At 72.4% G+C, this 25,101-nt stretch carries 24 protein-coding genes and 1 pseudogene; 15 read left to right on the forward strand and 10 right to left on the reverse strand.

Annotation, left to right across the window (positions count from 1 at the left end):
* The first annotated feature begins 85 nt into the window (after positions 1-85).
* Positions 86-2,494: an ATP-binding cassette domain-containing protein gene (locus tag ACFWUZ_RS12385; protein ID WP_384371112.1), complete on the forward strand. Its 2,409-nt coding sequence runs from the start codon at positions 86-88 to the stop codon at positions 2,492-2,494.
* A 70-nt stretch (positions 2,495-2,564) separates the two neighbouring features.
* On the opposite strand, the gene ACFWUZ_RS12390 is transcribed toward ACFWUZ_RS12385, so the two are convergent.
* Together ACFWUZ_RS12390 and ACFWUZ_RS12395 are read right to left on the reverse strand one after the other, a co-directional pair.
* Positions 2,565-3,026: a nuclear transport factor 2 family protein gene (locus ACFWUZ_RS12390; RefSeq protein ID WP_384371114.1), complete on the reverse strand. Its 462-nt coding sequence runs from the start codon at positions 3,024-3,026 to the stop codon at positions 2,565-2,567.
* A gap of 74 nt (positions 3,027-3,100) precedes the next feature.
* On the reverse strand, positions 3,101-4,066 hold the full coding sequence (locus ACFWUZ_RS12395; protein ID WP_384371116.1) for an NADP-dependent oxidoreductase: 966 nt from the start codon (positions 4,064-4,066) through the stop codon (positions 3,101-3,103).
* Positions 4,067-4,192: 126 nt separating this feature from the next.
* Here ACFWUZ_RS12395 and ACFWUZ_RS12400 point away from each other — a divergent pair, with 126 nt between their 5' ends.
* Complete coding sequence (locus tag ACFWUZ_RS12400; RefSeq protein WP_384371118.1) at positions 4,193-5,212, forward strand: GlxA family transcriptional regulator; 1,020 nt, start codon at positions 4,193-4,195, stop codon at positions 5,210-5,212.
* A gap of 191 nt (positions 5,213-5,403) precedes the next feature.
* On the opposite strand, the gene ACFWUZ_RS12405 is transcribed toward ACFWUZ_RS12400, so the two are convergent.
* The 4 genes from ACFWUZ_RS12405 to ACFWUZ_RS12420 form a co-directional block, all read right to left on the reverse strand.
* Positions 5,404-6,456, reverse strand: coding sequence for a serine hydrolase domain-containing protein (locus tag ACFWUZ_RS12405; protein WP_384371120.1), 1,053 nt, complete (start codon positions 6,454-6,456; stop codon positions 5,404-5,406).
* Between the two features lie 245 nt (positions 6,457-6,701).
* Positions 6,702-7,229 (reverse strand): hypothetical protein, encoded by a 528-nt coding sequence (locus tag ACFWUZ_RS12410; RefSeq protein WP_384371122.1) that lies wholly within the window; start codon positions 7,227-7,229, stop codon positions 6,702-6,704.
* Positions 7,230-7,356: 127 nt separating this feature from the next.
* A complete protein-coding gene (locus ACFWUZ_RS12415; protein WP_384371124.1) occupies positions 7,357-7,755 on the reverse strand; it encodes a pyridoxamine 5'-phosphate oxidase family protein in 399 nt (132 codons plus the stop codon).
* Positions 7,756-7,805: 50 nt separating this feature from the next.
* Positions 7,806-8,579, reverse strand: a complete 774-nt coding sequence (locus tag ACFWUZ_RS12420) for a YqjF family protein (protein WP_384371126.1) — start codon at positions 8,577-8,579, stop codon at positions 7,806-7,808.
* Between the two features lie 139 nt (positions 8,580-8,718).
* Between ACFWUZ_RS12420 and ACFWUZ_RS12425 the strand changes: the two genes are divergently transcribed.
* The 8 genes from ACFWUZ_RS12425 to ACFWUZ_RS12460 all read left to right on the forward strand — a co-directional run bounded on the left by ACFWUZ_RS12425 (position 8,719) and on the right by ACFWUZ_RS12460 (position 15,568).
* Positions 8,719-8,964, forward strand: a complete 246-nt coding sequence (locus ACFWUZ_RS12425) for a hypothetical protein (protein ID WP_384371129.1) — start codon at positions 8,719-8,721, stop codon at positions 8,962-8,964.
* A 95-nt stretch (positions 8,965-9,059) separates the two neighbouring features.
* Positions 9,060-9,800, forward strand: a complete 741-nt coding sequence (locus ACFWUZ_RS12430) for a TetR-like C-terminal domain-containing protein (protein ID WP_384371131.1) — start codon at positions 9,060-9,062, stop codon at positions 9,798-9,800.
* A gap of 414 nt (positions 9,801-10,214) precedes the next feature.
* Complete coding sequence (locus tag ACFWUZ_RS12435) at positions 10,215-10,655, forward strand: helix-turn-helix domain-containing protein (RefSeq protein WP_384371133.1); 441 nt, start codon at positions 10,215-10,217, stop codon at positions 10,653-10,655.
* Positions 10,652-11,224, forward strand: coding sequence for a toxin (locus tag ACFWUZ_RS12440; protein ID WP_384371135.1), 573 nt, complete (start codon positions 10,652-10,654; stop codon positions 11,222-11,224). The genes ACFWUZ_RS12435 and ACFWUZ_RS12440 overlap by 4 nt, the downstream gene beginning before the upstream one ends.
* A gap of 597 nt (positions 11,225-11,821) precedes the next feature.
* The gene (locus ACFWUZ_RS12445) at positions 11,822-13,168 is read left to right on the forward strand and encodes a S28 family serine protease (protein ID WP_384371137.1); all 1,347 of its coding nucleotides are present in this window, start codon (positions 11,822-11,824) and stop codon (positions 13,166-13,168) included.
* 116 nt (positions 13,169-13,284) lie between these two features.
* Positions 13,285-14,217, forward strand: coding sequence for a GNAT family N-acetyltransferase (locus ACFWUZ_RS12450; RefSeq protein ID WP_384371139.1), 933 nt, complete (start codon positions 13,285-13,287; stop codon positions 14,215-14,217).
* Between the two features lie 198 nt (positions 14,218-14,415).
* Positions 14,416-14,760 (forward strand): VOC family protein, encoded by a 345-nt coding sequence (locus tag ACFWUZ_RS12455; RefSeq protein WP_384371141.1) that lies wholly within the window; start codon positions 14,416-14,418, stop codon positions 14,758-14,760.
* A gap of 100 nt (positions 14,761-14,860) precedes the next feature.
* Complete coding sequence (locus ACFWUZ_RS12460) at positions 14,861-15,568, forward strand: hypothetical protein (protein ID WP_384371143.1); 708 nt, start codon at positions 14,861-14,863, stop codon at positions 15,566-15,568.
* Between the two features lie 66 nt (positions 15,569-15,634).
* On the opposite strand, the pseudogene ACFWUZ_RS12465 reads toward ACFWUZ_RS12460, so the two are convergent.
* Positions 15,635-15,895 (reverse strand): annotated as a pseudogene (locus ACFWUZ_RS12465) (DUF2867 domain-containing protein); the annotation flags it as partial.
* Between the two features lie 225 nt (positions 15,896-16,120).
* Positions 16,121-16,615 (reverse strand): hypothetical protein, encoded by a 495-nt coding sequence (locus ACFWUZ_RS12470; protein ID WP_384371145.1) that lies wholly within the window; start codon positions 16,613-16,615, stop codon positions 16,121-16,123.
* Here ACFWUZ_RS12470 and ACFWUZ_RS12475 point away from each other — a divergent pair.
* The 3 genes from ACFWUZ_RS12475 (at position 16,614) to ACFWUZ_RS12485 (ending at position 19,885) form a co-directional block, all read left to right on the forward strand.
* Positions 16,614-16,889: a hypothetical protein gene (locus tag ACFWUZ_RS12475; protein WP_384371148.1), complete on the forward strand. Its 276-nt coding sequence runs from the start codon at positions 16,614-16,616 to the stop codon at positions 16,887-16,889. The two genes, ACFWUZ_RS12470 and ACFWUZ_RS12475, sit on opposite strands and share 2 nt — an antisense overlap.
* A 189-nt stretch (positions 16,890-17,078) precedes the next feature.
* A complete protein-coding gene (locus ACFWUZ_RS12480; RefSeq protein WP_384371150.1) occupies positions 17,079-19,151 on the forward strand; it encodes a discoidin domain-containing protein in 2,073 nt (690 codons plus the stop codon).
* A gap of 101 nt (positions 19,152-19,252) precedes the next feature.
* Positions 19,253-19,885 (forward strand): TetR/AcrR family transcriptional regulator, encoded by a 633-nt coding sequence (locus ACFWUZ_RS12485; protein WP_384371153.1) that lies wholly within the window; start codon positions 19,253-19,255, stop codon positions 19,883-19,885.
* 88 nt (positions 19,886-19,973) lie between these two features.
* Here ACFWUZ_RS12485 and ACFWUZ_RS12490 read toward each other — a convergent pair whose 3' ends face one another.
* A complete protein-coding gene (locus ACFWUZ_RS12490; protein ID WP_384371155.1) occupies positions 19,974-20,945 on the reverse strand; it encodes a protein kinase in 972 nt (323 codons plus the stop codon).
* A gap of 239 nt (positions 20,946-21,184) precedes the next feature.
* Positions 21,185-21,388 (reverse strand): cold-shock protein, encoded by a 204-nt coding sequence (locus ACFWUZ_RS12495; protein WP_031138221.1) that lies wholly within the window; start codon positions 21,386-21,388, stop codon positions 21,185-21,187.
* A gap of 519 nt (positions 21,389-21,907) precedes the next feature.
* On the opposite strand from ACFWUZ_RS12495, the gene ACFWUZ_RS12500 reads away from it, so the two are divergent.
* Together ACFWUZ_RS12500 and ACFWUZ_RS12505 are read left to right on the forward strand one after the other, a co-directional pair.
* Entirely contained in the window at positions 21,908-23,794 is a 1,887-nt protein-coding gene (locus ACFWUZ_RS12500) for an ATP-binding cassette domain-containing protein (RefSeq protein ID WP_384371157.1), read from the forward strand.
* 575 nt (positions 23,795-24,369) lie between these two features.
* A complete protein-coding gene (locus tag ACFWUZ_RS12505; RefSeq protein ID WP_384371159.1) occupies positions 24,370-25,050 on the forward strand; it encodes a hypothetical protein in 681 nt (226 codons plus the stop codon).
* Positions 25,051-25,101: the final 51 nt, after the last annotated feature.

Raw genomic sequence — 25,101 nt, forward strand, 5'->3', positions numbered from 1 at the left:
GTACTGCTGCTCGAAGCCGGCCGGATCGAGCCAGGCGAGGCCGACGGAGACCGCGAAGGCGGCCCGTACGACAGATGGAGACACGATGAGCAAGGCCAAGAGGACGGACACGCAGTCGCCTGCGTCTCACGTTGCCGACAGCCACGGAATGATCCGCGTGCACGGCGCGCGCGTGAACAACCTCAAGGACGTCAGCGTCGAGATCCCGAAGCGCCGGCTCACGGTGTTCACCGGCGTCTCCGGCTCCGGCAAGAGCTCGCTGGTGTTCGGCACCATCGCCGCGGAGTCGCAGCGGATGATCAACGAGACGTACAGCGCCTTCGTCCAGGGCTTCATGCCGACGCAGGCGCGGCCCGAGGCCGACGTGCTGGAAGGACTGACGACCGCGATCATCGTCGACCAGCAGCGGATGGGCTCCGACCCCCGTTCCACGGTGGGCACCGCCACCGACGCCAACGCGATGCTGCGCATCCTCTTCAGCCGCCTGGGCAAGCCGCACATCGGCTCGCCCGGCGCGTTCGCGTTCAACGTCCCCACCGTCCGGGCGAGCGGGGCCATCACGGTCGAACGCGGTGCGGCCACCAAGTCCGTGAAGCAGACCTTCTCCCGCACCGGCGGCATGTGCCCGCGCTGCGAGGGCCGGGGCACCGTCTCCGACATCGACCTGACCCAGCTCTACGACGACACCAAGTCGATCTCCGAGGGCGCGTTCACCATCCCCGGCTGGAAGTCGGACAGCTGGTGGACCGTCCGGCTCTACGCCGAGTCGGGCTTCCTCGACCCGGACAAGCCGATCCGCAGGTTCACGAAGCGGGAGATGCAGGACTTCCTCTACCGGGAGCCGACCAAGGTGAAGGTCGAGGGCGTGAACCTCACCTACGAGGGCCTCATCCCCAAGATCCAGAAGTCCTTCCTGTCCAAGGACAAGGAGGCGATGCAGCCGCACATCCGGGCGTTCGTGGACCGGGCGGTCACCTTCACCACCTGCCCCGCATGCGACGGTACGCGGCTCAGCGAGGCGGCCCGCTCGTCCCGGATCAAGAAGCTCAACATCGCCGACGCGTGCGCGATGCAGATCAGCGACCTGGCCGAATGGGTCCGGGGCCTGCGCGAGCCGTCGGTGGCTCCGCTGCTCCAGAACTTGCAGCAGACCCTGGACTCGTTCGTGGAGATCGGGCTGGGCTACCTGTCCCTCGACCGGGCGTCGGGCACCCTCTCGGGCGGCGAGGCGCAGCGCGTCAAGATGATCCGCCACCTCGGTTCCTCGCTCACCGACGTCACGTACGTCTTCGACGAGCCCACGACGGGGCTGCACCCCCATGACATCCAGCGGATGAACGACCTGCTGCTGCGGCTGCGCGACAAGGGCAACACGGTCCTCGTCGTCGAGCACAAGCCGCAGACGATCGCGATCGCCGACCACGCCGTCGACCTCGGCCCCGGCGCCGGCTCGGCGGGCGGCACCGTCTGCTTCGAGGGCACCGTCGCAGGACTGCGGGCGGGAGGCACCACCACGGGCCGCCACCTCGACGACCAGGCCACCCTGAAGGAGACGGTACGGACGCCCGCCGGCGCGCTGGAGGTCCGCGGCGCCGCGACGCACAACCTGCGCGATGTCGACGTCGACATCCCGCTCGGGGTGCTCGTCGTCGTCACCGGCGTCGCCGGCTCGGGCAAGAGCTCGCTCGTGCACGGGGCGCTGCCGAAGCAGCCGGGGGCGGCCGAGGCGGGGATCGTCTCGATCGACCAGAGCCCGATCCGCGGTTCGCGGCGGAGCAATCCGGCGACGTACACCGGGCTCCTCGACCCGATCCGCAAGGCGTTCGCGAAGGCCAACGGGGTCAAGCCGGCGCTGTTCAGCGCCAATTCCGAGGGTGCCTGCCCCAACTGCAACGGCGCCGGGGTCATCTTCACCGACCTGGGAATGATGGCCGGAGTCGCCACCACCTGCGAGGAGTGCGAGGGGAAGCGGTTCGATTCGTCCGTGCTGGAGTACCGCCTCGGCGGCCTCGACATCAGTGAGGTGCTGGCGATGTCGGTGACCGAGGCCGAGCAGTTCTTCGGCGCGGGCGAGGCCCGAACGCCGGCCGCGCACAAGGTCCTGGAGCGGCTCGCCGATGTGGGGCTCGGCTACCTCAGCCTCGGGCAGCCGCTCACGACGCTGTCCGGCGGGGAGCGGCAGCGGCTCAAGCTGGCCACCCACATGGGCGAGAAGGGCGGCGTTTACATCCTCGACGAGCCGACCGCCGGCCTTCACCTCGCCGACATCGAGCAGTTGCTCGGCCTGCTCGACCGCCTCGTGGACTCCGGGAAATCGGTCATCGTCGTCGAGCACCACCCGGCGGTCATGGCGCACGCGGACTGGATCGTCGACCTCGGTCCGGGCGCCGGTCACGACGGCGGCCGGATCGTCTTCGAGGGCACACCGGCCGACCTGGTCGCGGCCCGCTCCACGCTCACCGGCGAGCACCTGGCGGACTACATCGGCACCTGACCGCGCGGGCACCGGCCCGGGCGCGGAGCGGGGCCGCCGGTGGCCTCGGTCCTGTGCTCGGCGTGCCGGGTCAGTGCGTGAACGCGGCCCCGATGGCGTGGCTGTCCTCGTACATGCGGTAGTTGGTGATCTGCCCGTCCACGACGGTGAAGTGCAGCGCGAAGTGGTTCGTGAAGGTCTTGCCGGTGGCGAGCACGCCGAAGCGGTTGTGGCCGATGACGACGGCTTCGGCGCCTTCGACCACCGTCGTGTGGAGGGCGTACTCCTGCGGCGGCGTGAGGACTTCGGGGAACGTCGCGAAGAAGGCGGCGATCTCGTCCTTCGAGGTGCGCGAACCGGACCACGGCACGTGCTCGGCACCGCCGACGTGGAAGGTGACGTCCTCCGCGAACAGGCCGAGGACGGCGGGCATGTCGCCGGAGCCGAAACGGGCGAAGAACGTCTCCACGACCGCACGGGTCGAGGCCGTGAGGGGAGCGGCGGACCGAGAGGCCGACGCGGAGGCGGAGTTGGACTCGGAGCTGGGGGTCATGGCGGGGATTCCGTTCTGGGTGACGGGAGACGGGGGTGACCGGGAAGGGTGCGGGAGCGGCGGGGGGCGGGGCGTCACGTCACCGTGAGGACGATCTTTCCTCGGGTGCGCCCGCCTTCACCGAGCTCGTGGGCCCTGGCCGCTTCTTCCAGGGGCAGCACCGCGTCGACCTCGACCCTGAGGCGGCCGCTGTCGACGAGGGAGGCGATCTCGGTGAGTCCCGCCCGGTCGGGCTCGACGAGCAGGAACACGGCCCGCACTCCGACCGCCCGCGCCTGCGCGGCGGGGAACGTCTCGTCCGGCGGCAGGAGGGAGACCAGCGTGCCGCCGGGCCGCAGGGTGCTCAGGGAGCGGGACCAGTAGGCGGCTCCGATGCCGTCCAGGACCACGTCGACCCCGCTCACGGCCTCCGCGAAGTCCTGGCGGGTGTGGTCGACGAGTTCGTCGGCGCCGAGACCGCGCAGGAAACCGTGCTTGGCCTCGCGGGCGGTGCCGATGACGTACGCACCCCGGGCCTTCGCGATCTGCACGGCGAGATGGCCGACGCCACCCGCCGCAGCGTGGATCAGTACGCGCTGCCCCGGCTGGACGTCGGCGGTGTCGACGAGGGCCTGCCAGGCGGTGAGGGCGGCCAGCGGAACCGCCGCCGCCTGGACGTGGTCGAGCCGTTCTGGGCGGTGGACGAAGTGCCGGGCCGGGGCCGTGACGTACTCGGCGTACGCGCCGGCGGGGTGCGGGAACCTCGGCATCCCGAACACGGTGTCGCCCGGCTGGAAGACGGTGACGCCGAGGCCGACCGCCTCCACGACACCGGAGACGTCGAAGCCCAGGGTGAACGGGACCGTGGCACCGGTGGCGAACCTCCCCTTGGCTCGGGTCTTCCAGTCCGTCGGGTTGACCCCGGCCGCGTGGACGCGTACGAGGATCTCGGCCGGGCCGGGCGTCGGCCGCTCGGTCTCGGCGAGCCTCAGCACGTCCGGGCCGCCGGGCCGGTCCTGGACGACGGCCCGCATCTTCGGTGGTGGTGGTGCGTGATTCATGGCGACGACTCCCATCGGGGCGGTTTCATCTGGTTCGCACCCGTTCATCCGGGCACCCTTCCAGGCTGCCGTGGCCTGCCCGGCCCAGGTAGTGGCCCGATGGTCAACATCTGAAAGGATCGGGTCATGCACCGCATCGGAGTCCTGGCCCTGGACGGCGTCGTCCCCTTCGAACTGGCCATCCCCGCCCGCATCTTCGGCGCGGCCCGCGACGCGGCGGGAGGCGCCCTCTACTCCGTGACCACCTGCAGCCTCGACGGCCGTCCGGTGCGCGCAGAGGCCGACTACGCGCTCGCGGTCGGGCACGACGCGTCGGTCCTGGCCGACGTCGACACGGTGGTCGTCCCGCCCTCCCACAGCCTGGGCCCCGTACGTACGGAGGGCCGTCTCCCGGACGCGCTGCGGGCGGCGTTCGCCGCCGTGCGCCCCGGCACCCGCATGGTGGCCATCTGCACCGGCGCCTACGTCCTCGCCGCTGCCGGCCTGCTCGACGGCCGCCCGGCCACCACCCACTGGCGCGAGGCCGAGCGGCTCCAGCGGATGTTCACCCGGGTGCGGGTCGACCCCGACGTGCTGTTCGTGGACGACGGCGACGTCCTGACCTCGGCCGGAGTGGCCGCCGGCATCGACCTCTGCCTGCACATCGTCCGCCGGGACCACGGCAGCGAGGTCGCCAACGACGTGGCGCGCTCCTGCGTGGTCCCGCCCTGGCGCGACGGCGGCCAGGCCCAGTACATCCGCCGGCCCGTTCCGCAACCCACGGGCAGGGGCACCGCCCCGACACGGGCGTGGGTACTGGAGCGCCTCGCCGAACCGGTGACCCTGGCCGACATGGCGGCCCACGCGAAGGTCAGCGTACGGACCTTCACCCGCCGCTTCCGGGACGAGGTCGGCGCGAGCCCGGGGCAGTGGCTCGTGCAGCAGCGGATCGAGCGGGCCCGCCACCTCCTGGAGACCACCGACTGGCCCGTCGACACGGTCGCGGACCGTGCGGGCCTCGGTACCGGGACCTCCCTGCGCCAGCACCTCCACACGGCCATCGGCGTCTCCCCGCAGGCGTACCGTCGCACCTTCCGTACGGTGCGCCCGCAGACCCCTGCACCCGGCATCGGCCCTGTGCCAGGACCTGCGCTCGCCCGGCGCTGAGGCCGGGCCGGGCCCCGGTCATCCGGTGCCGCGCGTCCAGAGGAGGCCGCTGCGCGTGGCGACGGCGAGGGTCCGCCCCACAGCCCGGCGCTCGTCCTGGACCTGCGCGAATGCGTGGCGGAGCCCCGGCGGCGGCTGTCCGTGGCCGCGTACCGGCAGGCTCCGGGCCTGGACGCACCGGGCCCCCGCGGTCAGTCCGTCCGGGCGCCGTGCTCCGCCTGGAGGGTGCTCAGGAGGTCGAAGGCCGGACGGTCCACCGGGCGCTGGGTGTTGGAGAGGGCGATGACCGCGAGGCGCTTCTCCGGGTCGAAGCCGACGAAGGAGGAGAAGCCGCCGGTCCCCCCGTTGTGCCAGATCTGGAGGTGGCCGCCCTGCCGGGCGTGGAGTCGGTGGCCCATCCAGCCGAGGTGCACCCAGGCGAAGGGGCTCCTGCGGTGTTCGGCCTCCCGGCTCACGCGGATCGCCTCGGCGAGTTCGGCGGGACCGCCGTCCAGCTGGGCGCGTACGAAGGCCACCAGGTCGGTGGCGGTGGACCGCAGCGCGCCGGCTCCGGCGAGGCCGGCCAGGTTCCACGGCGGTACGGGGCGCCCGCGGCGGCCGTGCCCCTGCGCGGACCGCCCGGCGCGGGCGCCGTCCGGGGTCACCAGGGTGTCTGCCATGCCCAGCGGGGCGCAGATCTCGCGGGTGATGAGCGTCTCGTAGTCCGTGCCGGCCCGGTGGGCGAGGGCCAGCCCCAGCAGTCCGGCCCCGAGGTTGGAGTAGCGGAACCGCTGCCCCGGTACGGCTCCGAGACGCGTGCGGGCCAGACCGGCGAGGAGTGCGTCGGCCGTGCATCCGGCGTACGGATCCGGCTTGGAGGGGTGCAGCCAGGCCTCCAGCAGCATGCCCTTGGGCAGCCGCGGCAGGCCGGAGGTGTGGGTGGCTAGGTGCCGGAGGGTGATCTGCCGGCCGGCCCGCGAGGGTACGGTCGCCCCTTCGGGCAGCAGCGCGCTCAGCGGGTCGTCCAGCTCCACCAGACCCTTCACCGCGAGCCGCGCCAGGGCGAGCGCCGTGAACGGCTTGGTCACGGAACCTATCTCGAACAGGGTGTCGGGGCCCGGCGCGTGCCCGGGGTCGGCACCGGTGGTTCCCGCCCCTCTGATCTCCACGGAGTCGCCCGCGACGGCGGCCACCACCACGCCCACGCGCTGTTGGGCCAGTCGGTCCGCGGTCTGCTGGGCAAGGGTGCCGAGTTCTTCAACCATGCACGAAATCATGACGGTCGCCCCGGTGCCGACCGCTACGCCCTCATGATGATTTTCGGCCGCGGGACTGCGACCTGAGCAGGAGGGGCGGACGCCGACCCTCCCGCAGGCCCAAGGCCGGCGGCCTCGGTCGGGGTTGAGGAAGCGGGCCGGCCCGCGGCCCCGCCGGCGGAAGGCCGGCGGGGCCGCGGACATCACCGTGCGAAGTGGGCGGCGGGTGACCCCGCCGGCGGTGGCGCGGTGCGTCAGGCGGCGTTCTTCGACGCCCTGTCGACGACGCACTCCTTGTACTCGCTGCCGTCACCCTTACCGGTGTACGGGGTGGTGGCTTCGGCCTGCCGGCTGGCGCCCGCCTTGACGGCAAGGCCGGTCACCCGGGCCTGGGCGGGGGCAGCCGTCGAGGCGGCGTCCCCGCGGAACTTCATGGTGATGTTGTATGTGTAGTCCAGCGAACCGCTGTTGGTGACGGTGAGCCTGGCGACCAGGTTCTTGCCCGAGGCGTCCAGCTTGCACGAGTCGATCTTGATGTCGCGCTCGGCCTTGTTGCTGCTGCTGGAACCGCCGGGCACAGAGGCGCCACCCGAACTGCTGCTACTGCTACTGCTGCTGCTGTCACTGTCGTGACTGCCACCGCCGGTGCCGCCGCTGGAGCTGCTGGAGCCCGATCCCGAGCTGCTGCTGTCGCAGCTGCCGCCGTTGGAACCACGGGCTCCGGTGAGTGCGACAATGGCTATGCCGAAGACGGCGACCGCGCGGACATGGCGAAGCTTCACGTTCAACCCCGTTGGAATATCGTGTACGAAAGAGCCCGCTTGACGGGCACACGTCACACTAGCAGCGGAGCCACAGCTCTCCGCGCCGACGCGCGCAGCCACCCGGCAGCCGGTCCCCCGGCCCTCCTCACCAGGACATGTCGCGCAGCCGGGGCGGACGATCCGGGGTGAAGCGGATCATCTCGGTCGTCGGGAGATCCAGCGGATCGGCGAAGCGCGCAGGCCATCCCTCCTGCGGACCGAGGTAGCGCGTCAACTTCCGTACGGCTCGCGCACGGTCCAGCGGGACGACCCGGGCCGTCCCCGTACACGTCACCGACAGCACCCTCCCCTCCGCCGGCTCACAGGTGTCCACGACCAGGGCCAGCCGGGGATCTCCTTCGAGCATGCGCCCCAACTTCGCGTAGGAACCGGTCAGCCACCAGAAGGAGCCCTCCTCCCAGATGAACCACACGGGCCGCACGGAGGGCCCGGCCGCGGCCACCCGCGCGACCAGCGGCTGGGCCAAGAAGTCATGAACGTCCATACGCCCCAACCTAGGGGGTGTCCTTCCGCGCGGTGCGGCCTGAGCGTGCATCAGGGCGTGGGGATGCCGCCGGGGCGGCGGGGCGGGGGCCCGAACCGTACCGGGACGCCCGGCGAGTACAGCACGCTGACGGGCGGCCCGGCCGGTGCGGGCAGGCCGGCGGCGGTGACCAGGTCCTCGTCGCAGTCGAGGAGTTCGGCTCGGTGCAGCGGCCAGCGGGGGTGGGTGTTCGGGAGGTACAGCGGCCGCCCGAAGAAGGTGCTGTGCATGCCCCAGCGGGCGGTCAGGAAGTGTTCGAGCGCGCTGGGTTCCCCGATCGGCTCGCCGACCCGTACGGAGATCCTGCTGTGCGCGCCCCGCGGCCCGGGCCAGCGCCGGGCGCTGGTGTAGGTCACGGTGTCACCCGCCCGGCGGACCGCCATCCGCGACCAGACGTAGGGCAGGCGGAACCCGGCCCGGGCGACCACCACCGGGATCAGGCGGGAGGCGTCGAGCGAGCGGAAGACCACACCGCGCCGCCCGTGCGCGTCCACGGAGTAGAGGCGGACGTTGGTCTCCGGGAAGCTGCCGAGGTAGGGGACCCCGGGGAGGCGGAACCATCCGACCCGGTGCATCCGGAAGGCGACGAGGCCGACGTACGTGACCCCGTCGCGCGTGTCCGGCACGGTGCCCGCCGGCAGCAGCGGGGCGACGTCCGCGGGGTCCGCGGCCCAGTGCAGGAAGGCCAGGTCGAGCCAGGACTGGGTGAGCAGCGGGCGGTCCGCCGCATGCGGCGGATCGGCCGTCACGGGTTCGGGGTCCCGGTCGTGCGGCGTCTTCGGCATCCTCCCAGTATTCCGGAGCGGGCCGCCGTCCCGCCGGGCAGCGCAGCGCCCCGCGACGGATCGGCGTGAACCGCGTACCCCGGGGTACAAGTTCGTCACGGTGAGCACCGCCTCACCGCCCCGAACCGGAGGAGTCCTGATGGCCGCCCTCACCACGATCGCCGTGGTCCTCGGCGCCTGGTGCGCCGCAAGCGTCATCACCGCCGCTCTCTACTCAGCGCTGCGCTGCCGCCAGGTCCGGCGGCAGCGGGAGCTGGCGTCGTACGCGGGCGTCATCGTCGGCCGGTACGCGCCGGCGCCGCGGGCGGCGGCGGGACCCTCGTCGGCCGGCTGCGCGTCTCCCCAACCGGGGCGCCCGCAGCGCGATTTGAGCCTCCGCTTCTGAGACTGATGGCCGTACGGCCCGGATCACAGCGGTTACCCGGGTGGGCGGTCCGAGGCACCCGGGGGGCCGGGTGAGCCGACGGGTACGGTTCAGCCATGGATGTTTCCGGAACACGCGCTGCCGACGAGAACACCGGGCCGGTTGAGGGCATCAAGGCGACGGCGCGCCGTCTGCTCGTGGAGCTGGGTGCCGCAGGGCTGTCCCTCGAGGCCGTGGCCGAGGACGGCGGTCTCGCCGTCTCCGCCCTGGAGGCCGTCTTCCCGCATCGGGACGACCTGCTGACCGCCCTGATCATCGATGCGTACGACGAGTCCGCCGATGCCATGGAGCAGGCCGATCAGGCGGCGCGGGCCGCCGGCGCCCCGGCGGGTGCGCGGCTCCTCGCGGTGACCCGCGCACTGCGGGCGTGGTCCTTCGCCAACACCGGCGAGTTCACGCTGATCTACGGCTCTCCCGTTCCCGGCTACCACGCTCCTCAGGACACCGTCCCCTCCGCCTCGCGCACGCCCGCGGTGCTGGCGGGCATCGTGCGCTCCGCACTGGAGGCCGGCGAACTCACCCCGCCGCGGAGGGCGGTGCCGGGCCCGCCGCTGCTTCGGCCGGAGGCCGTGGAGCTTTTCGGCGGGACACCCGAGGCGCCCTTCTCGGACGTCATCGAGCGCGGCATGGTGCTGTGGAGCAGCCTGATCGGGCTCCTGGTGTTCCAGGTCTTCAGCCGTACGCACGACAGCGTCCGGGACGAGTCCGCGTACTTCGACTTCGCCCTCGCCGTGGCGGCCGAAGGCATCGGGCTGGTGGTTCCTGCAGGCGAGGGCACGGACACCGGCCCCCACTAGAGGCCGCCGCGTGCGCGGCACCGGCGGGTCATCGCGAGGGGCGGCGGATGGCGGGCCTGCGCGCCCGCCCGGTCCGGCCGAGGCCGGACCGGGCGGGCGCGCGTCCCCCGTGACACCCCCCGGTTCCCCCCGGATCGGATTCCCCCCGGATCCTCCCGCGCGTCCCCCGTACGTCCTGCGCGGGCCGGGCAGGTGTGTACTGCCGGGCCCGGCCCCCATCCCCCGAGGGCCGGACCCGGCAGGGCCGACGTATCCGACGAGCAACTCGGCTACCCCCGTAAGCAAAGTTAGCTGTCAGCTATCGACGAGGTCCACGGTGGCTGACTCTCGGCCGATTGTCAACTGAGAGCTAATCTGCAAAACTGTTGGATAGCTGAGAGCAATGCCGAGGAGGTGAAGGGAGGGAGATTCGCAGTGTCCGAGACTGATGACCGGCCCGTGCTGGCGGTGCGTCTGGACAACCTCTTCAAGACGGTTCGTCCCAAGGGCAAGCACTGGACCAACGCCGAGGTGGCGGAGGAACTCAAGCGGGCCAACCCCGAACTCAAGGTCGGCGGCGTGTACCTGTCGCAACTGCGGACGGGCAAACGCTCCAACCCTTCTCCGGATCTGCTGGCCGCTCTGGCACGCTTCTTCGGGGTGTCGGTCGCCTACTTCTTCGACGACAAGGTCGCCGAGTCCGTGCTCAGCCAGGTCGCCGCCATCGAGGCGCTGCGGCAGGCGGGGGTCCGCTCCGTGGCGATGCGTGCGGCCGGGATGAAGAAGGAGAACCTCCAGGCCATCACGGCGATCATGGACCAGTACCGGCAGATGCAGGGGCTCCCGCCGGTCACTGACCCCGCGGACCCGGAGTGAGGGTCCCCGGAAGGGGTCGCTCGGCCGGCCAGGACCGCCGCAGCCAGCTCAAGCGGCTCCGGAAGGACGGCGCGCGGCGGATCGCCGAGCTCGGCCTGCCCGAAGGTGCCGATGTGGCCGAGCTCTGCCGCTACCTCGGGGAGACCCGCGCGCGTCCCATCACGCTGGTGCCGATGCACATGCCCGCGTCGCAGCCGTGCGGCATGTGGGTAGCCGCGCGCGACGAGGACCTGATCTTCTACGACGCCAACACCACCGGCGCGCATCAGGAGCACATCATCTTGCACGAGCTGGGCCACATCATCTGCTGCCATCGCGGGGCCGGCTGGCTGGACGAGACGAGTGCCCGCCTCCTCTTCCCCAACCTCGATCCCGACCTTGTCCGCGACATGCTCCTGCGCGCGACCTACGACGACGTCCAGGAACAGGAAGCCGAGGTCATCGCCTATCTGCTCGCCCAGCGGATGACCCGCACCGAGGGCGGCCAGGGGGCCACGGGCCCGGCCGTGCAGGACGGGCCGTCCGGGACCAGCGACACGCTCAGCCGCATCGAGCGCACCCTCTTCTGACGGGCGGTACCCGTCCCCCGCCGGCAGCCACCTCCTCGGCCGCCGTCTTCTCGCCCGCCGTCTTCTCGGCCAGGATCGCCACGGCCCGGCGCGGCTCCCGGAGGCCGGGCCCGGGGTCGCGACCGTCGGTACCGCCGGCCGGGCGGCGTCGAGCCCGGCGGTGTCGGCCGGCTCGAACCCCGGTGGGCGCCTTCGGCGCCACGAACGTCACCCGGTGGCGGTGATTCGTTCCCGCCACCAGTCCACTGTCGCCTTGACCTGCTGGTCCACGGGGGGGACCGGACCGCGAACGCGGCTTCGTACGCGGTTTCGTACGCCGCTTCGTACGTGCTCGCGTCGACGACGGACGGCCGGTCGAACGGATAGCGGGTCCCCTTCAGTTCGCGGAGCACCCCGGCCGACCGCGTAGGGTCCGTCGCGTCCAGGGCGCCGTGCTCGATGCCGGTCTCCGGGCCGCGGCCCGGGGTGGTCACCACCCGTACCGAGCGTCAGTCGGTCAGGAGTCCCCCGGCATCGGTTTTGTCCACCCCCATATGGGGGGTAGGCCGCCCTCGCGCGGGGGATGTCCTGCCGGAGCAGCTGCGGTTGCCTGGAGGCATGAGGAATTCGATGAAACGCCTGCTCACCCTGGTCGTGATGACGGTGCTGACCGCAACCACCCCGTCCCCTTCGGCCATGGCCGATTCTCCGACGGACGATATCCGCGCCCGGATCCAGACCGTGCCCGGAATGCGCCTGCTCGGCGAACGGTCCGCGGCTCCGGGTCGGACCGTGCTCGACCTCGCCTATCGCCAGCCCAACGATCACCGTCATCCGGGCCGGGGTTCTTTCGAACAGCGGTTGACGCTGGTGCACAAGTCGGTCCAGCGTCCCACGGTGCTCTATTCCAGCGGATACGAACTCGGCTCCGCACCGGAGCGGCCGACCGAGCCCACCGAACTGCTGGATGCCAACCAGATCACCACGGAGCAGCGGTTCTTCGGGACCTCGCGCCCTGCGGACCCGGACTGGTCCCACCTCACCATCTGGCAGGCGGCGAGTGACCACCACCGCCTCGTCACCGCCCTCAAGAGGGTGTACCGGGGTGCATGGATCTCCACCGGGGGCAGCAAGGGCGGCATGGCGGCGGTCTATCACCGCCGTTTCTATCCGGAGGATGTCGCCGGGACGGTCGCCTACGCGGCACCCAACAACACGGACGACCGCGACGACACCGCCTACGACGCCCGGCTCGAACAGGTCGGCACCCCCGAGTGCCGCGAAGCCCTCAAGGCCGTTCAGCGCCAGGCCCTGATACGTCGCGAGGCGATGACGGCACGGTACGGCCAGTGGGCTGCGGCCGGGCAGAGGACCTTCCAGATCATCGGTGGTGCGGACCGTGCGTTCGAGCTGGCCGTGCTGCGCCTTCCGCTGATGTTCTGGATGCACCAGCCCGCAGCAGGCTGTGTGTCCGTACCCGGCGTCACGGCGACGGACGACGAGGTGTACGCCTGGATCGCCAAGGTCACCCAGCTCCCCGTCTACGCGGACCAGACCCTCGAAGCCTTCACACCGTACTTCTACCAACTGGGCACCCAGCTCGGGTATCCGCAGTTCGCCGCCCCGCACCTGGAGGGGCTCCTGCACCATCCCGGCGTCCAGGAGATGCGCTCGTACGTACCGAAGGACATCCCCTTGCGGTTCCAGCCCAACGCGATGGCCGACGTCGACCGCTGGGTGCGCCGCGACGGCCGCTCCCTGATGTTCGTCAACGGTGAGAACGACGTGGCGGTCGCGGAGCCGTTCCGTCTCGGCAGGGGCACCCGGGACTCCCGTCTCTTCCAGGTGGTCGACGCCAACCACCACATATCGATCGCCGGTTTGCCCCCGGGCGAGGCCGAGGAGGCGGTGGCCACCTTGCGCCGGTGGGCCGGCCTGCCGGGGACGGCGACCCCGGGGGCCTGAGCGGGGGGCCGGGGGTACGGCGCAGGGCGTCGCACAAACCGTTGGCCCCTCCGGGTGGCCCACGACTGGATTCGCCGGACGACATCGAATCCCCGCCGCACCGTGAAGGATTGTCCGTGACATCGATCCGTACCGCCCTCCCCCACGAGTTGCCCGCGCTGCTGGAGTATCCCGACGACGCCGAGCGGAACGCGGGGACCCGCGCCTACCTCGGCCAATTGCTGGACGCACGGTGCACCCGTCCCGAGTGGTGCCTGGTCGCCGATGACGGCCAGGGGCGACTGGTGGGCAGCGTGGTGCTGGGGACGCTGCCCGGCCAGGAAATCCCGTACGCCCTCGTCCTGTTCGAGGCCCCGGACGACGGTGAGCGGATCGGGGGCGCGCTGTTGGACGCGGCGGTCGCGAAGGCGCGCGAGCTGGGTGCGCAGGAGCTTGAGCACGTCGTCGACTCGCCCGCGCAGGCACCGCAGTTCCAGCGGGGCCCCGAGCGGCGGGGGGAGCTCCTGCGGGCTTCCGGTTTCCGGGTCGTCCGTGACGGGCGGAGGTTCGGGCTGCGGGTCCAGGGGGAACTGCCGCCCGACGATGCCCGGCTGACGTTCCGCTCCCTCGCCGATCTGGGCCACGAACCGTTCGTCGCACTCCTGGCGGACCTCCTCGCCGAGACCGCGGACGCCCGGCTGGCCGCCGACGTCGAGCGGTACGGGGCGCGGCGGGCGGCTGAGCAACTCTTCGCGGACACGCCCGAGCTGGAGCACGAGCCGCAGTGGCGGGAGATCGGCTTCGACGCGGACGGCACCCCCGCGGTCATCAGCCTGCCCGCGGTGAACCCGACCGTCGCCGTGATCGGCTTCGTCGGGGTGGCGCCCGCCCACCGCGGCAAGGGGTACGCCGCCTCCGCCGTGGTCCGCGGTACGCGGATCCTCGCGGCGAACGGCGCCGAGGAGTTTCGCGGGGACTGCGACGGGGCCAACACTGCGATGGCGAAGGCGTTCGCCAGGGCCGGGTACGAGAACTTCGCCGACCGGCTGGAGTTCAGCCGCTCCCTGTGACCGCCCCCGGCTCCGCCCGGCCCGCCCAGACCACCCTGCCGGCCCGACCACCCTGCCCGCCCGGCCCGGCCCGACCACCCTGACCATCTTCCGGCAGGGCCCGTGCCGGAGTGACCCGTCCAGGCGTGAGCAGCGCGCGCGAGGCTCTGGGCGAGGGGGCGGACCGAGCACGGGAGGTGTCGTCGTAGGCTCCCGGCCATGCGTACACACCTGCATCAGATCGTCGTTGACTGCCGCGACCCGAAGTCCCTGGTCCGTTTCTGGGCGCAACTGCTCGGCGGTGAACCGGTCGACCGCGCCCGCGGCTGGTCGCACGTCGAGCCGCCCGGGTTCGCACGGCTGGCGTTCCAGCCGGTGCCCGAGCCCAAGGCGGTGAAGAACCGCCTCCATCTCGACCTCGCCGTCGACGACGTCGAGGCCGCGACGGTCGAGGCGGTGCGCCTGGGCGCCGTCCGGGCCGGCGGGGCGGTCACCGACGACCAGGGCTCCTTCCAGGCCATGGTCGACCCCGAGGGCAACGAATTCTGCTTCGTCGGCGCCTGACCCGGGGCGCGGGACGGGCCGGCCGCCGTTCCGGGTACAAGCGCGGGCCGGGCGCATGTGACCATGTCCCGTCAGTACATCAGCACCTCATGGGGGGACCATGCGCACCCGCACCACCGCCGCCACGACCGGCCTCGTCACCGCGCTCGCAGCGCTGCTCCTCCTGGCCGGCTGTACGGCACCGGGCGCGAGCCCGCGCGGGACGGCGACCACCCAGGCTCCGGCGCCCGCGCAGGCCGGCGGGACCGGCTTCGACGGCCCACGGCCGCAGGACCAGAACCTGCTGGCGTGGACCGGCGATCCCAACGACGCGGGGCACGTCACCGCCCAGTCGGCGGCGGGGGTCGGCGGGCGGATCACCCTCGTACGGATCGTCCTGCGCGAGCAGATCTCCTGGTCGAACATCTGGCTGGGCCTCGCCGGTCTCGACCCGAACGCCCAGCTCGCCAACTGCTACCTCGGCGTGTACGACGCGAAGGGCAGCCTCGTCGCAGCCACCCCGGACATCTCGCCCCAGCTGATGATCGACCCGATCGCCAAGCCGCTGGCCCTCGCCGAGCCGTTCACGGCCGCCCCCGGGACCTACTTCATCGCGCTCCTGCTCAACGGCAACTGGGCCACCAACGCCCTCACCCTGAAGTCCACGGGGGCGGGCATCTCGGTCAACGCCGGTCTGACGCCCCCGAACCTCCGGTACAGCACCCTCCTGACCGGCCAGACCTCCCTCCCCGCGACCGTGAACCTGGCGGACCAGTCCACGAGCACCATCAACACCGGCTGGGCCAGCCAGTGGTACGCGATCTCCTGAGGACGGTGTGACGGCTGCCCTGGTCCGGCACGGCTTCGGGGCGGCCCGCCGGGCCCGGTGCCGCAGGGGGGCGATCGCGGCCATGTCCGCCCGGCCCAACCAGCCGTCGGGTTTCACGCATACGGCCGGCCTGCCGTGGTGGCCGGTCTCGTCCTGGACCCAGCCCTGGTGCAGCACCGCGTGCACGGTCCGGTTGACCGCCTCCGCCGCCCACTCGTCGCCGGTCAGGTAGAGCACTGTGAACGGGACGCCGGGGAAGTCCGGTCCGGGTGCGTCGCGTAGGTCCGCGGGCAGGCGTTCGCGCGGCGACGCGGCCCCGGGAGACACCGGCCGGGCCGGAGCCGTCCCGGCCGAGGAGTTTTCCGAGCCTCCAGCGGATCGCGAAGAGGGTGCCCGCGACGAACGAGGGGTTGTCCGAGGCGTCGCCCGAGACGAACTGCCGCACCAGCACAGGCCCTGCAGGGCCCCACCGACCCCGCAGGGCCGCCCCCACCTCCGGGACCGCCGGGCCCGCGACGGCCGGGCTCCCGGCGGCCCTGCTCGGCAGCTCGCTCAGCAGTCCTGCGGAGCGGACGGCGGGATGAAGGTCGCGACGAGGGCGCCGTCCGCCTTGACCTTCACGGCCATCGCACCGCGGCCCGCGGCGGAATAGGAGGTCGGCATCTGCAGGTCGTACGGCAGGTCGTCCTCCGCGATCTCCGGCCCGACGTGGACCACGGACAGGGAGCCCCGGCAGCTCAGCGAGCCGGGCGGCACGGTGCCCTCGACGACGCCGTCCTGCGGACCGACCGAGACGGCGGGCCGGTCCATGAGGCTGTACCGGAATTTTTGAGTCCGCGACGACCCCGGCATGCCGGAGGGCGCCCCGCCGGGAGTGAGGTCCACCCAGTACCGGCTGAGCGTCAACGCGACCGGCCCGCAGGGGCGTTCCGAGGGGTCGGGCTCGAACATCAGCCCGTCGCCGTCGAGCTTCAGGGCCGTGCTGCCGTAGGAGCCGCTGCTGCTCTTCAGCCGGGCCAGGTAGCCGGCCAGCTTCCCGGGATCCATGGCCCCGGTGTTTACGCAGTCATGGCTCGGAACCGCCACGGTCGGGACCGCGGCGGAGGGGGTGGGCTGCGCCGACACCGGGGCCGCGCTCGGCGAGGGCGTAGCGGAGGCGGGCGCGGCCGAACCGGGTGCGGAGGCCGAACCGGATGCGGATGCGGCCGGTGACCCGCCCGAGCAGCCGGCGCAGGCCAGCAGCGTCGCGGCCAGTGCGGCCACGGCGGGCCCTCGTAATCGGTGGCGCATGCGTGCTCCGCTCCTGTCGTGGGGAAAGTGACCCGGAGCCATGGTGGCAGGCGGTCCTTGCCGCGCGCACCGGTCCGGCTGAACCTGCCGCATTCTGACGTCGCATCAGGTCACTTGTCCCGGACTCTTGACTCCGTGGGCGGTGGTCGCGATTCTCGTCTCACCATGTGGGCGGGCCATGACAATCCAGTCGCCGTCCCGCCGAACCGAGACGTGAGTGATGACCATGAGTGGACACCCGCACCACAGGACCCGGCGCAGGCCCCTCGCGGTGCTGGCGCTGCTCCTCGCCGTGGTGGCCTCGGTGCTCGGCCCCGCGGCCAGCTCCTCGGCGGACCCCGGCTGGTGGAACCCGGTCGCGCGGCCGGCCCCCGACTCCGAGATCAACGTCACGGGCGAACCCTTCAAGGGGACGGACTCCCAGGGCAAGGTGCGCGGCTTCGTCGACGCGCACGACCACCTGATGTCCAACGAGGGCTTCGGCGGCCGCCTCATCTGCGGCAAGCCGTTCTCCGACCAGGGCGTGGCCGACGCGCTGAAGGACTGCCCCGAGCACTACCCGGACGGCTCCCTCGCGATCTTCGACTTCATCACCAAGGGCGGCGACGGAAAGCACGACCCCGACGGCTGGCCGACCTTCAAGGACTGGCCCGCCCACGACTCCCTGACCCACCAGCAGAACTACTACGCCTGGGTCGAACGGGCCTGGCGCGGCGGCCAGCGGGTCCTCGTCAACGACCTCGTCACCAACGGCGTGATCTGCTCGGTCTACTTCTTCAAGGACCGCGGCTGCGACGAGATGACCGCCATCCGCCTGGAGGCACAGAAGACGTACGAGATGCAGGCCTTCGTCGACAAGATGTACGGCGGGGCGGGCAAGGGCTGGTTCCGCATCGTCACCGACTCCGCGCAGGCCCGCGACGTCATCCAGCAGGGCAAACTCGCCGTCATCCTGGGCGTCGAGACCTCCGAGCCGTTCGGCTGCAAGCAGATCCTCGACATCGCGCAGTGCAGCAGGGAGGACATCGACCGCGGTCTGGACGAGCTGCACCGGCTCGGCGTGCGCAGCATGTTCCTGTGCCACAAGTTCGACAACGCCCTGTGCGGGGTCCGATTCGACCAGGGCGCCCTCGGCACGGCGATCAACGTGGGCCAGTTCCTGTCGACCGGGACCTTCTGGAAGACCGAGAAGTGCACCGGCCCGCAGCACGACAACCCCATCGGGCTGGCGGCGGCGCCCTCGGCGGAGAAGGAGCTCCCCGCGGGCGTGGCGGTCCCCTCCTATGCGGCGGACGCGCAGTGCAATACGCGCGGGCTCACCGAACTGGGCGAGTACGCGCTGCGGGGCATGATGCAACGCAAGATGATGCTGGAGATCGACCACATGAGCGTCAAGGCCGCGGGCCGGGCCTTCGACATCCTGGAGTCCGAGTCGTACCCGGGCGTGATCTCCTCGCACAGCTGGATGGACCTGGACTGGACCGAGCGCCTCTACCGGCTCGGCGGCTTCATCGCCCAGTACATGAGCGGTGCCGAGGCGTTCAGCGCCGAGGCGAAGCGGACGGACGCGCTGCGGGACAAGTACGGCGTCGGGTACGGCTACGGCACCGACATGAACGGGGTCGGCGGCTGGCCCGGGCCCCGCGGGGCGGACACCCCGAACCCGGTGCGCTACCCCTTCCGCAGCACGGACGGCGGCTCGGTCATCGACAAGCAGACCACCGGGCAGCGCACGTGGGACCTCAACACGGACGGCGCCTCGCACTACGGTCTGGTCCCCGACTGGATCGAGGACGTCCGGCTCGTCGGCGGGCAGGAGGTGGTGGACGACCTCTTCAAGGGCGCCGAGTCCTACCTGACCACCTGGGGCAACTCCGAGCGGCACAAGGCCGGGGTGAACCTCGCGAAGGGCTCGGCCGCCTCGGCGTCGAGCGCGGAGTGGTGGAACCCGTTCGTGAACTTCTCCGCGGGCCGGGCCGTGGACGGGGATCCGGGGTCGCGCTGGGCGAGCGAGTGGAACGACAACCAGTGGCTCCGCATCGACCTGGGATCCGCGCACCGGGTGGGTCGCGTCACCGTCGACTGGGAGGCCGCGTACGGGAAGGCGTACCGCATCGAGGCCTCCACGGACGGCAGCACCTGGCAGACCGTCTGGTCCACGACGGCCGGCGACGGCGGCCTGGACACCGCCCGCTTCTCCGGGGTCTCCGCGCGCTACCTCCGCGTCCAGGGGCTCCAGCGCGCGACCCAGTGGGGCTACTCGGTCCACGAGGTCGGCGTGTACAGCAGCTGACGGCACGGTGCACCATCAGGGCCGGGGCCGGGGCCGGGGCCGGCCGGATCGCACGAACCGATCCGGCCGGCCCCGGCGGCTTGCAAGCGAAAGGAACCACCATGGCACGGATGCCGTCGGCCGACCGGCGCCGTCAGCTGACCGAGGCCGCGATCCGCGCGATGACCCGCGACGGCGTCGCCCGTACGACGACCCGGTCGATCGCCGCCGAGGCGGGCGTGTCGCTGAGCGTCTTCCACTACTGCTTCGACTCCAAGCGGGCCCTGCTGGAGTCGGTCATCACGACGATCACCGACCATTACGTGGGCGTGGTGAAGGAGGCGATCCAGCCCCGGGCCACCCTCCACGAAACCGTCCGGGCGGGCTTCCAGGCGTACTGGGACCATGTGGCGGCCCACCCCGGCGAACACATGCTCACGTACGAACTCACCCAGTACGCCCTGCGTCAGCCCGGGTGCGAGCACCTGGCCCGGCGACAGTACGAGCTGTACGCCGACACGTACACCGAGCTGATCGGGCAGCTCTGCCGCAGCATGGACATCGCCCTGCGGATCCCGGTGCCCGCGCTGGCCCGCTACCTGGCGGCCATGACCGACGGCCTCACCCTGAGCCTGCTCGTGCTGGGCCCCGACGCCGCCTCGCCGGACCTCCTCGATGCGATCACCGACCACGTCGCCGGCCTCGTCGGGGACACGCCGCAGGCGGCGCCCCGACCGGTCTCGGCGCCGAACTGACCGGGACGGGCCACGGAGCGGGGCGGAGCGGAGGCCGGACGGCACGGGGGACGCCTCGGTCGACCAACGCGCCTTACGGAGCGGTAACTCACGGGTTCCCCGGGAGGGCGGACCGAGGGACACTCCGGTTGGCCTCGTACGTGCTGCCGTCGCCGGCCCGCTGGTCAAGGATTTCCGAGGCAGTCAAGACCAGCCCGATCACCAGTACCGTCGCGCCCAGCTTGGCCCACGGTGAGAAACGTCGGCGCGAGCCGGGTCCCGGCCCGGCGGTGGGCCGCGCCGCCGGCTGCTTCACGGGGGGGCTTCGCGCCGGGATCGCGGGGGGTGGGAGCGAAACGGGTTTCGCTGTGTCGCGAGCCGGCGCCGCGCCGGCGGGTCCGTTCAGCTGAGCCTGCGGCTGATCCATGGTCAGGCGCGCGGTCGGATCCTTGTGCAGCAGTCCGTCGAGTACAGGACCGAGCATCCCCGCCCGCACCGCCGGGGCCGGCTCCTCCGTCACGACGGCGACCAGGACCGCGCTCGGGGCCGTCCCCTCGAACGGCGGGCGGCCCTCCACGGCCGCGGAGAGCGTCGCGCCCAGGGACCACAGATCGGACTCGGCCGTCGCGGGCAGGCCCCGGACCTGTTCGGGCGCCATGAAGGCGGGCGTCCCCATGATCATGCCGGTGGCGGTGAGGGTGATGTCTCCCTCAAGGGCGGCGATCCCGAAGTCGGTCAGGACGACCCGGTCCCCATCGAGCAGGATGTCGGCGGGCTTGATGTCCCGGTGGGTGATCCCCATCCGGTGCGCGGCACCGAGTGCGGCGGCCACCCGCCGCCCGACCTCGGCGGCCCGCTGGGGCGTGAGCGCGCCTTGTGCCTCGATGAGGTCGGCCAGGGACCCGCCGTCCACCAACTCCATCACGATCCAGGACCGTCCGTCGGAGCCGGATATCCGATCGTGGACGGTGATGATCCCCGGATGTTTCAGCCGGGCGGCGGCGCGGGCCTCGCGGTCGAGCCGGGCGATCCAGTTCTGCCGCCCGGCCTCGCCCAGAGGCTCGGGCAGCCGCAACTCCACGCGCTCCGACGTCAGTCGGCGGCCCAGAGGTTGAGTTCCCGGCGGTCTCCGCCGCTGCTGGTCACCCGTTCATCCGTACATCCTGCGGTCCGGTCGCACGGACGGGCGGCGTCCGCGACCACGACGTCCGAAGCGCGGCGTCCGCGGTCCCGGTCCGAGAAACGGCGGCCGGCATGCCGACGGCGCCCGCACACAGGTGCGGGCGCCGTCGGACGGGAACCGTGGCGGCGGTTCCGTGGTCAGCCGCGGACGATGTTCTCCGCCTGCGGGCCCTTCTGGCCCTGCGTGATGTCGAACGACACCGTCTCGCCCTCCACCAGCTCGCGGTATCCGTTGCCGGAGATGTTCGAGTAATGGGCGAAGACGTCCGGCCCGCCACCGTCCTGGGCGATGAAGCCGAAGCCCTTCTCGGAGTTGAACCACTTCACGGTGCCGTTGGCCATACCCGTCCCTCTGCTCACGTCGGTGCGCGGCCCGGTCGAGGACCGCACCGGCGCCCCCCTCAGGGGCGCCCGACCCACTCCTCCCCGGACTGCCGGGCCCTTACACCACCCTGAACGGATCTCTTCTTCACTCTTCTGGCGCAACCCTGGTCCGGCGGGAGGGCGCCCCCGCAGCCGGGACCCCCGGCGGGCCGGCGGACCCCCTGCGGACGTCGCGGACGCCGCCGCAAGCCCTTTCCGGTGGCCGACCCGGCCCACCGGCGGGTTCCGGCCAACCTCCCGCTCCTGTCGGCCCGGCCCTGCGGCCACCGCCGGATCCGAGGCGCGGGCAGGCCGCGGCCGCCGACGGCGAAAGGTCGGCCAGATCCCGCTGCTCCGGGTTCCGGCCTGCGCTGTACTCACTCCCTCCAGTTCCCTCACCCCGCGAACCGCCCCTCCGCCCCGCGGAGACGGGCGTCCTCGCCGTGCCCGGATGGGGCGAACCGGCTGTCCCGTCAGCCCAGTTGAAGGAGCAGCATCATGTCCGAGCAGCAGGACGACACGGCGGGTTCCGCCGCACCGCCCGCCCCACCGGAGTTCACGTACACCTGGGGCCAGCACAACCGGACCATGGAGGCCATGTCCCTCGGGCAGATGGCCCGGCGCGTCCCCTCGGCCCTCGCGCAGACGGCCCGCCTCGCGCTCGCGGTCAACCGCCCGGCGTTCTCCGTGCTGGTCGCCGCCCAGGTCCTTGGCGGGATCTGTACGGCCGCGGCGCTGGCCGCCGTCGCGCGGGCGATGGTCCCGCTGCTGAACGGGGGCGGCGTCGAGGAGCGCATCTCGGCCGCCTCCGGTCCGCTGGTCATCGCCGCGGCGATGACCGCCCTCGGCGCCCTGGCGTCCATCGCCTCGGGAAGCGCGGCCCGCCGGCTGACCCCCAGGATGGCCACCCTCGCCGACCTCGCGATGGTCGACGCGCACATGGACGTGGAGCTCGCCGCCTACGACGCCCCCGACTTCACCGAGCGTTCCGAGGCGGCCGAGACCGGGTCCGCCCGATCCGCCATGCTCCTCCAGGACGCCCTCGGCTTCACCGGCGGCCTCATCGACATGGTCGCCGTCGCGTCGGTGCTCACCGTCGTGCACCCGGTGCTGCTGCCCCTGCTCCTGCTGTCGGTGGTCCCCCGCGGCCTCGGTTCGGTCTACGCCGCGCGCCTCGACTACACCCTCCACAACCAGACGATCGCCTCCCGCAACATCAAACACATGATGCGCTGGCACCTGACCACGCCGAAGCTCGCCGACGAGCTGCGCGGCAACAGCATGCGGCCGTACGCCCACCACTGGTACGCGGCCGTCTGCGAGCGCATCGACTCCAAGATGGTCAGCTCGGCGCCCCGCTACCTGACCGTGTACCTGATCGCCGCCACCGCCTCGGGCGTGTTCGTCGTCGCCACGTACGGGGCGCTGGCCGGGCTCGTCATCGGCGGGTACATGGCGCTGGCCGCGGCGGGCACGGCGATCGTCGCCATGCGGACGTCCACGGCGGCCCTCAGTTCGCTCGTCGTGTACGGGGCGGCGATGTTCCAGCACGCCCTGTACCTCGGCGACTACGCCCTCTTCGTGAAGGACGCGGCCGAGCATTCCGGGCCGCGCGGCCCGCAGGTGATGGACACCGCTCCGGAGAAGATCCGGCTGGAGGAGGCCGCGTACACCTACCCGGGCAAGGACGCGCCCGCGCTCGGGCCCGTCTCCCTGACCCTGTCACGGGGCGAGGTCGTCGCCGTCGTCGGGGAGAACGGCGCCGGGAAGTCCACCCTGATCCGGCTGCTGACCTCGCTGACGGCCCCGACCGCCGGCACGGTCTCCTGGGACGGCGTGCCGACCTCGGACGCCGACCAGCGCACGGCGTGGCGGCACGTCGGCCTGGTGACGCAGAGCTACGGCTACTGGCCGTTCTCGGCGCGGGAGAACATCACCCTCGGCCAGCCCGGCCCGCGCGGCGAGGAGGCCGTCTGGGAGGCCTTGGACGCCGTCGGCATGCGCACGGCCGTCGAGCAGTTCCCCGACGGTCTGGACACGCTGCTCGCCCGGTCGGTCTGGGGAGGCCACGAACCGTCCGGCGGGCAGTGGCAGCGTCTGGCCTGCGGACGGGCCTTCCACCGGAAGCCGGGCCTCCTGGTCATGGACGAGCCGACGAGCGCGATGGACCCCCGCGGGGAGCACAAGGTCTTCTCCGGGCTGCGGGACATGAAGGAGGACCGCATCACGGTGATCGTCACGCACCGGATGGAGAACTGCCGTCTGGCCGACCGCATCGTCGTCCTCGACGGCGGCCGGATCGTGGAGCAGGGTTCCTTCGACCAGCTCGTGGCCGTCCCGGGCGGCCGGTTCCGCGAGTTGTACGAGCTCGCGCAGGACCGGTGACCCGGTGAGGTGAAGACCGGGGTGCCGGCTCCGCGGGACCGGGTGGGGGCGCTCCGCACCGGCCCGGCCCCGTGGCGACCCCGGAACGCGGCCTGGACGGCGGGCAACTGGGCCCGCCCTCCGGCCCGTTCCCGGTCGAGCCCCGCGGCCTCGGTGAAGACGTCGAGCGGGCCGCGGGCGGCGGGCGGCGCGGCTCGTCGGCTTCGAGGAGCTTCAGCGCCCGGGACGTGAGGAGGGTGCCGCCGTCGCAGGCGGGGTCGCCCGCATACCCCTCGGGGTCGACGGCCGGCCACGGCTCGCCACCGCGGCACCGCGGCACCGACCACACGGGCGGCAGGCTGTGCGCCGGCTCGTTCCGATCATCCCGGCGCCCTCCGCGGGCCGGTGCCCCTGCGCCGCGACCGTGGGTCCCGCCGGCTCCGCCCTTGCCCCGCCGGTTCGTTGAGGGGGCCGCGGAGCGGGGGGTAACCTACCCCGGTCAAGATCCACAAATGGGGGGACGAACAGCAGTGAGCGGACAGCAGGATCCCGGGTACGGCGGACAGGTACCGCAGTGGGGGCCGCCGGGACCTCCCGTGACCGCTCCCGTACCGCCGGGCGGCGGCAGGGGCGGATCGTCCCACCGCGGGGCCTGGATCGGGGCCGGTGCGAGCCTGGTGGCCGCGGTGGTCACGGTGCTCGGCGCGTACCTGCTGGGGCCCGGCGGGTCCGGCGGCGCCGCCAAGCCGCCCGCGGCCCAGGAGCCCCCCGTCTCCACCGCCCCGGCGCAGGCATCCGCGGCTCCGGCCACCGCCGCCGCTCCGAGCGCCCCGCCGGGTGCGGCATCGGGTGCCGCGGCGGGTGCGAGCCCGTCCGCACCGGCGCCTTCGGCGAAGGCGGCCGGGACCGTGCGGTGGGAGGGCGTGCTGGTCATCGCATACGCCGAGGACAAGAACCTGGACGTCAGCCCGCCCGTGCGGGCCGAGGTCAACGCCGACAACGACTTCAGCGTGTACCCCTTCGGCGACCGCATGCTGCGCCCCGAGCGCGGAGCGAAGGCGATGGTGTGGGCGGACACCGGCAAGGTCCCCGCGTACGCCGACTGCGCGGCCGTGGTCGACACCCAGGCCACAGGCAAGGAGATGACCATGCGGACGGGCATGACCGTCTGCTCCAGGACCGACGAGGGCCGGGTCGCCCGGCTGACGCTCAAGGAGCAGTCCGGGCAGGGGGCCGACACCCGGGGCACCTTCGACGTCGTCGTGTGGGACAAGTAGGCCCGCGGGCCGGCCGCCCGGCCCGCTGACCGAGTTGTCGGTCCGTATGTG

Source organism: Streptomyces sp. NPDC058646, from assembly GCF_042716875.1.
Lineage (GTDB): Bacteria > Actinomycetota > Actinomycetes > Streptomycetales > Streptomycetaceae > Streptomyces.

Excerpts from the sequence above, each read along its gene's own strand:
- ACFWUZ_RS12500 (WP_384371157.1), top strand. The coding sequence starts at position 21,908 with ATGTCCGAGCAGCAGGACGACACGGCGGGTTCCGCCGCACCGCCCGCC.
- ACFWUZ_RS12415 (WP_384371124.1), bottom strand. The coding sequence starts at position 7,755 with ATGGACGTTCATGACTTCTTGGCCCAGCCGCTGGTCGCGCGGGTGGCC.
- ACFWUZ_RS12470 (WP_384371145.1), bottom strand. The coding sequence starts at position 16,615 with ATGGATCCCGGGAAGCTGGCCGGCTACCTGGCCCGGCTGAAGAGCAGC.
- ACFWUZ_RS12485 (WP_384371153.1), top strand. The coding sequence starts at position 19,253 with ATGGCACGGATGCCGTCGGCCGACCGGCGCCGTCAGCTGACCGAGGCC.
- ACFWUZ_RS12430 (WP_384371131.1), top strand. The coding sequence starts at position 9,060 with ATGGATGTTTCCGGAACACGCGCTGCCGACGAGAACACCGGGCCGGTT.
- ACFWUZ_RS12420 (WP_384371126.1), bottom strand. The coding sequence starts at position 8,579 with ATGCCGAAGACGCCGCACGACCGGGACCCCGAACCCGTGACGGCCGAT.
- ACFWUZ_RS12475 (WP_384371148.1), top strand. The coding sequence starts at position 16,614 with ATGGCCCCGGTGTTTACGCAGTCATGGCTCGGAACCGCCACGGTCGGG.
- ACFWUZ_RS12480 (WP_384371150.1), top strand. The coding sequence starts at position 17,079 with ATGACCATGAGTGGACACCCGCACCACAGGACCCGGCGCAGGCCCCTC.
- ACFWUZ_RS12385 (WP_384371112.1), top strand. The coding sequence starts at position 86 with ATGAGCAAGGCCAAGAGGACGGACACGCAGTCGCCTGCGTCTCACGTT.
- ACFWUZ_RS12455 (WP_384371141.1), top strand. The coding sequence starts at position 14,416 with ATGCGTACACACCTGCATCAGATCGTCGTTGACTGCCGCGACCCGAAG.
- ACFWUZ_RS12400 (WP_384371118.1), top strand. The coding sequence starts at position 4,193 with ATGCACCGCATCGGAGTCCTGGCCCTGGACGGCGTCGTCCCCTTCGAA.
- ACFWUZ_RS12425 (WP_384371129.1), top strand. The coding sequence starts at position 8,719 with ATGGCCGCCCTCACCACGATCGCCGTGGTCCTCGGCGCCTGGTGCGCC.
- ACFWUZ_RS12390 (WP_384371114.1), bottom strand. The coding sequence starts at position 3,026 with ATGACCCCCAGCTCCGAGTCCAACTCCGCCTCCGCGTCGGCCTCTCGG.
- ACFWUZ_RS12495 (WP_031138221.1), bottom strand. The coding sequence starts at position 21,388 with ATGGCCAACGGCACCGTGAAGTGGTTCAACTCCGAGAAGGGCTTCGGC.
- ACFWUZ_RS12460 (WP_384371143.1), top strand. The coding sequence starts at position 14,861 with ATGCGCACCCGCACCACCGCCGCCACGACCGGCCTCGTCACCGCGCTC.
- ACFWUZ_RS12445 (WP_384371137.1), top strand. The coding sequence starts at position 11,822 with ATGAGGAATTCGATGAAACGCCTGCTCACCCTGGTCGTGATGACGGTG.
- ACFWUZ_RS12395 (WP_384371116.1), bottom strand. The coding sequence starts at position 4,066 with ATGAATCACGCACCACCACCACCGAAGATGCGGGCCGTCGTCCAGGAC.
- ACFWUZ_RS12405 (WP_384371120.1), bottom strand. The coding sequence starts at position 6,456 with ATGGTTGAAGAACTCGGCACCCTTGCCCAGCAGACCGCGGACCGACTG.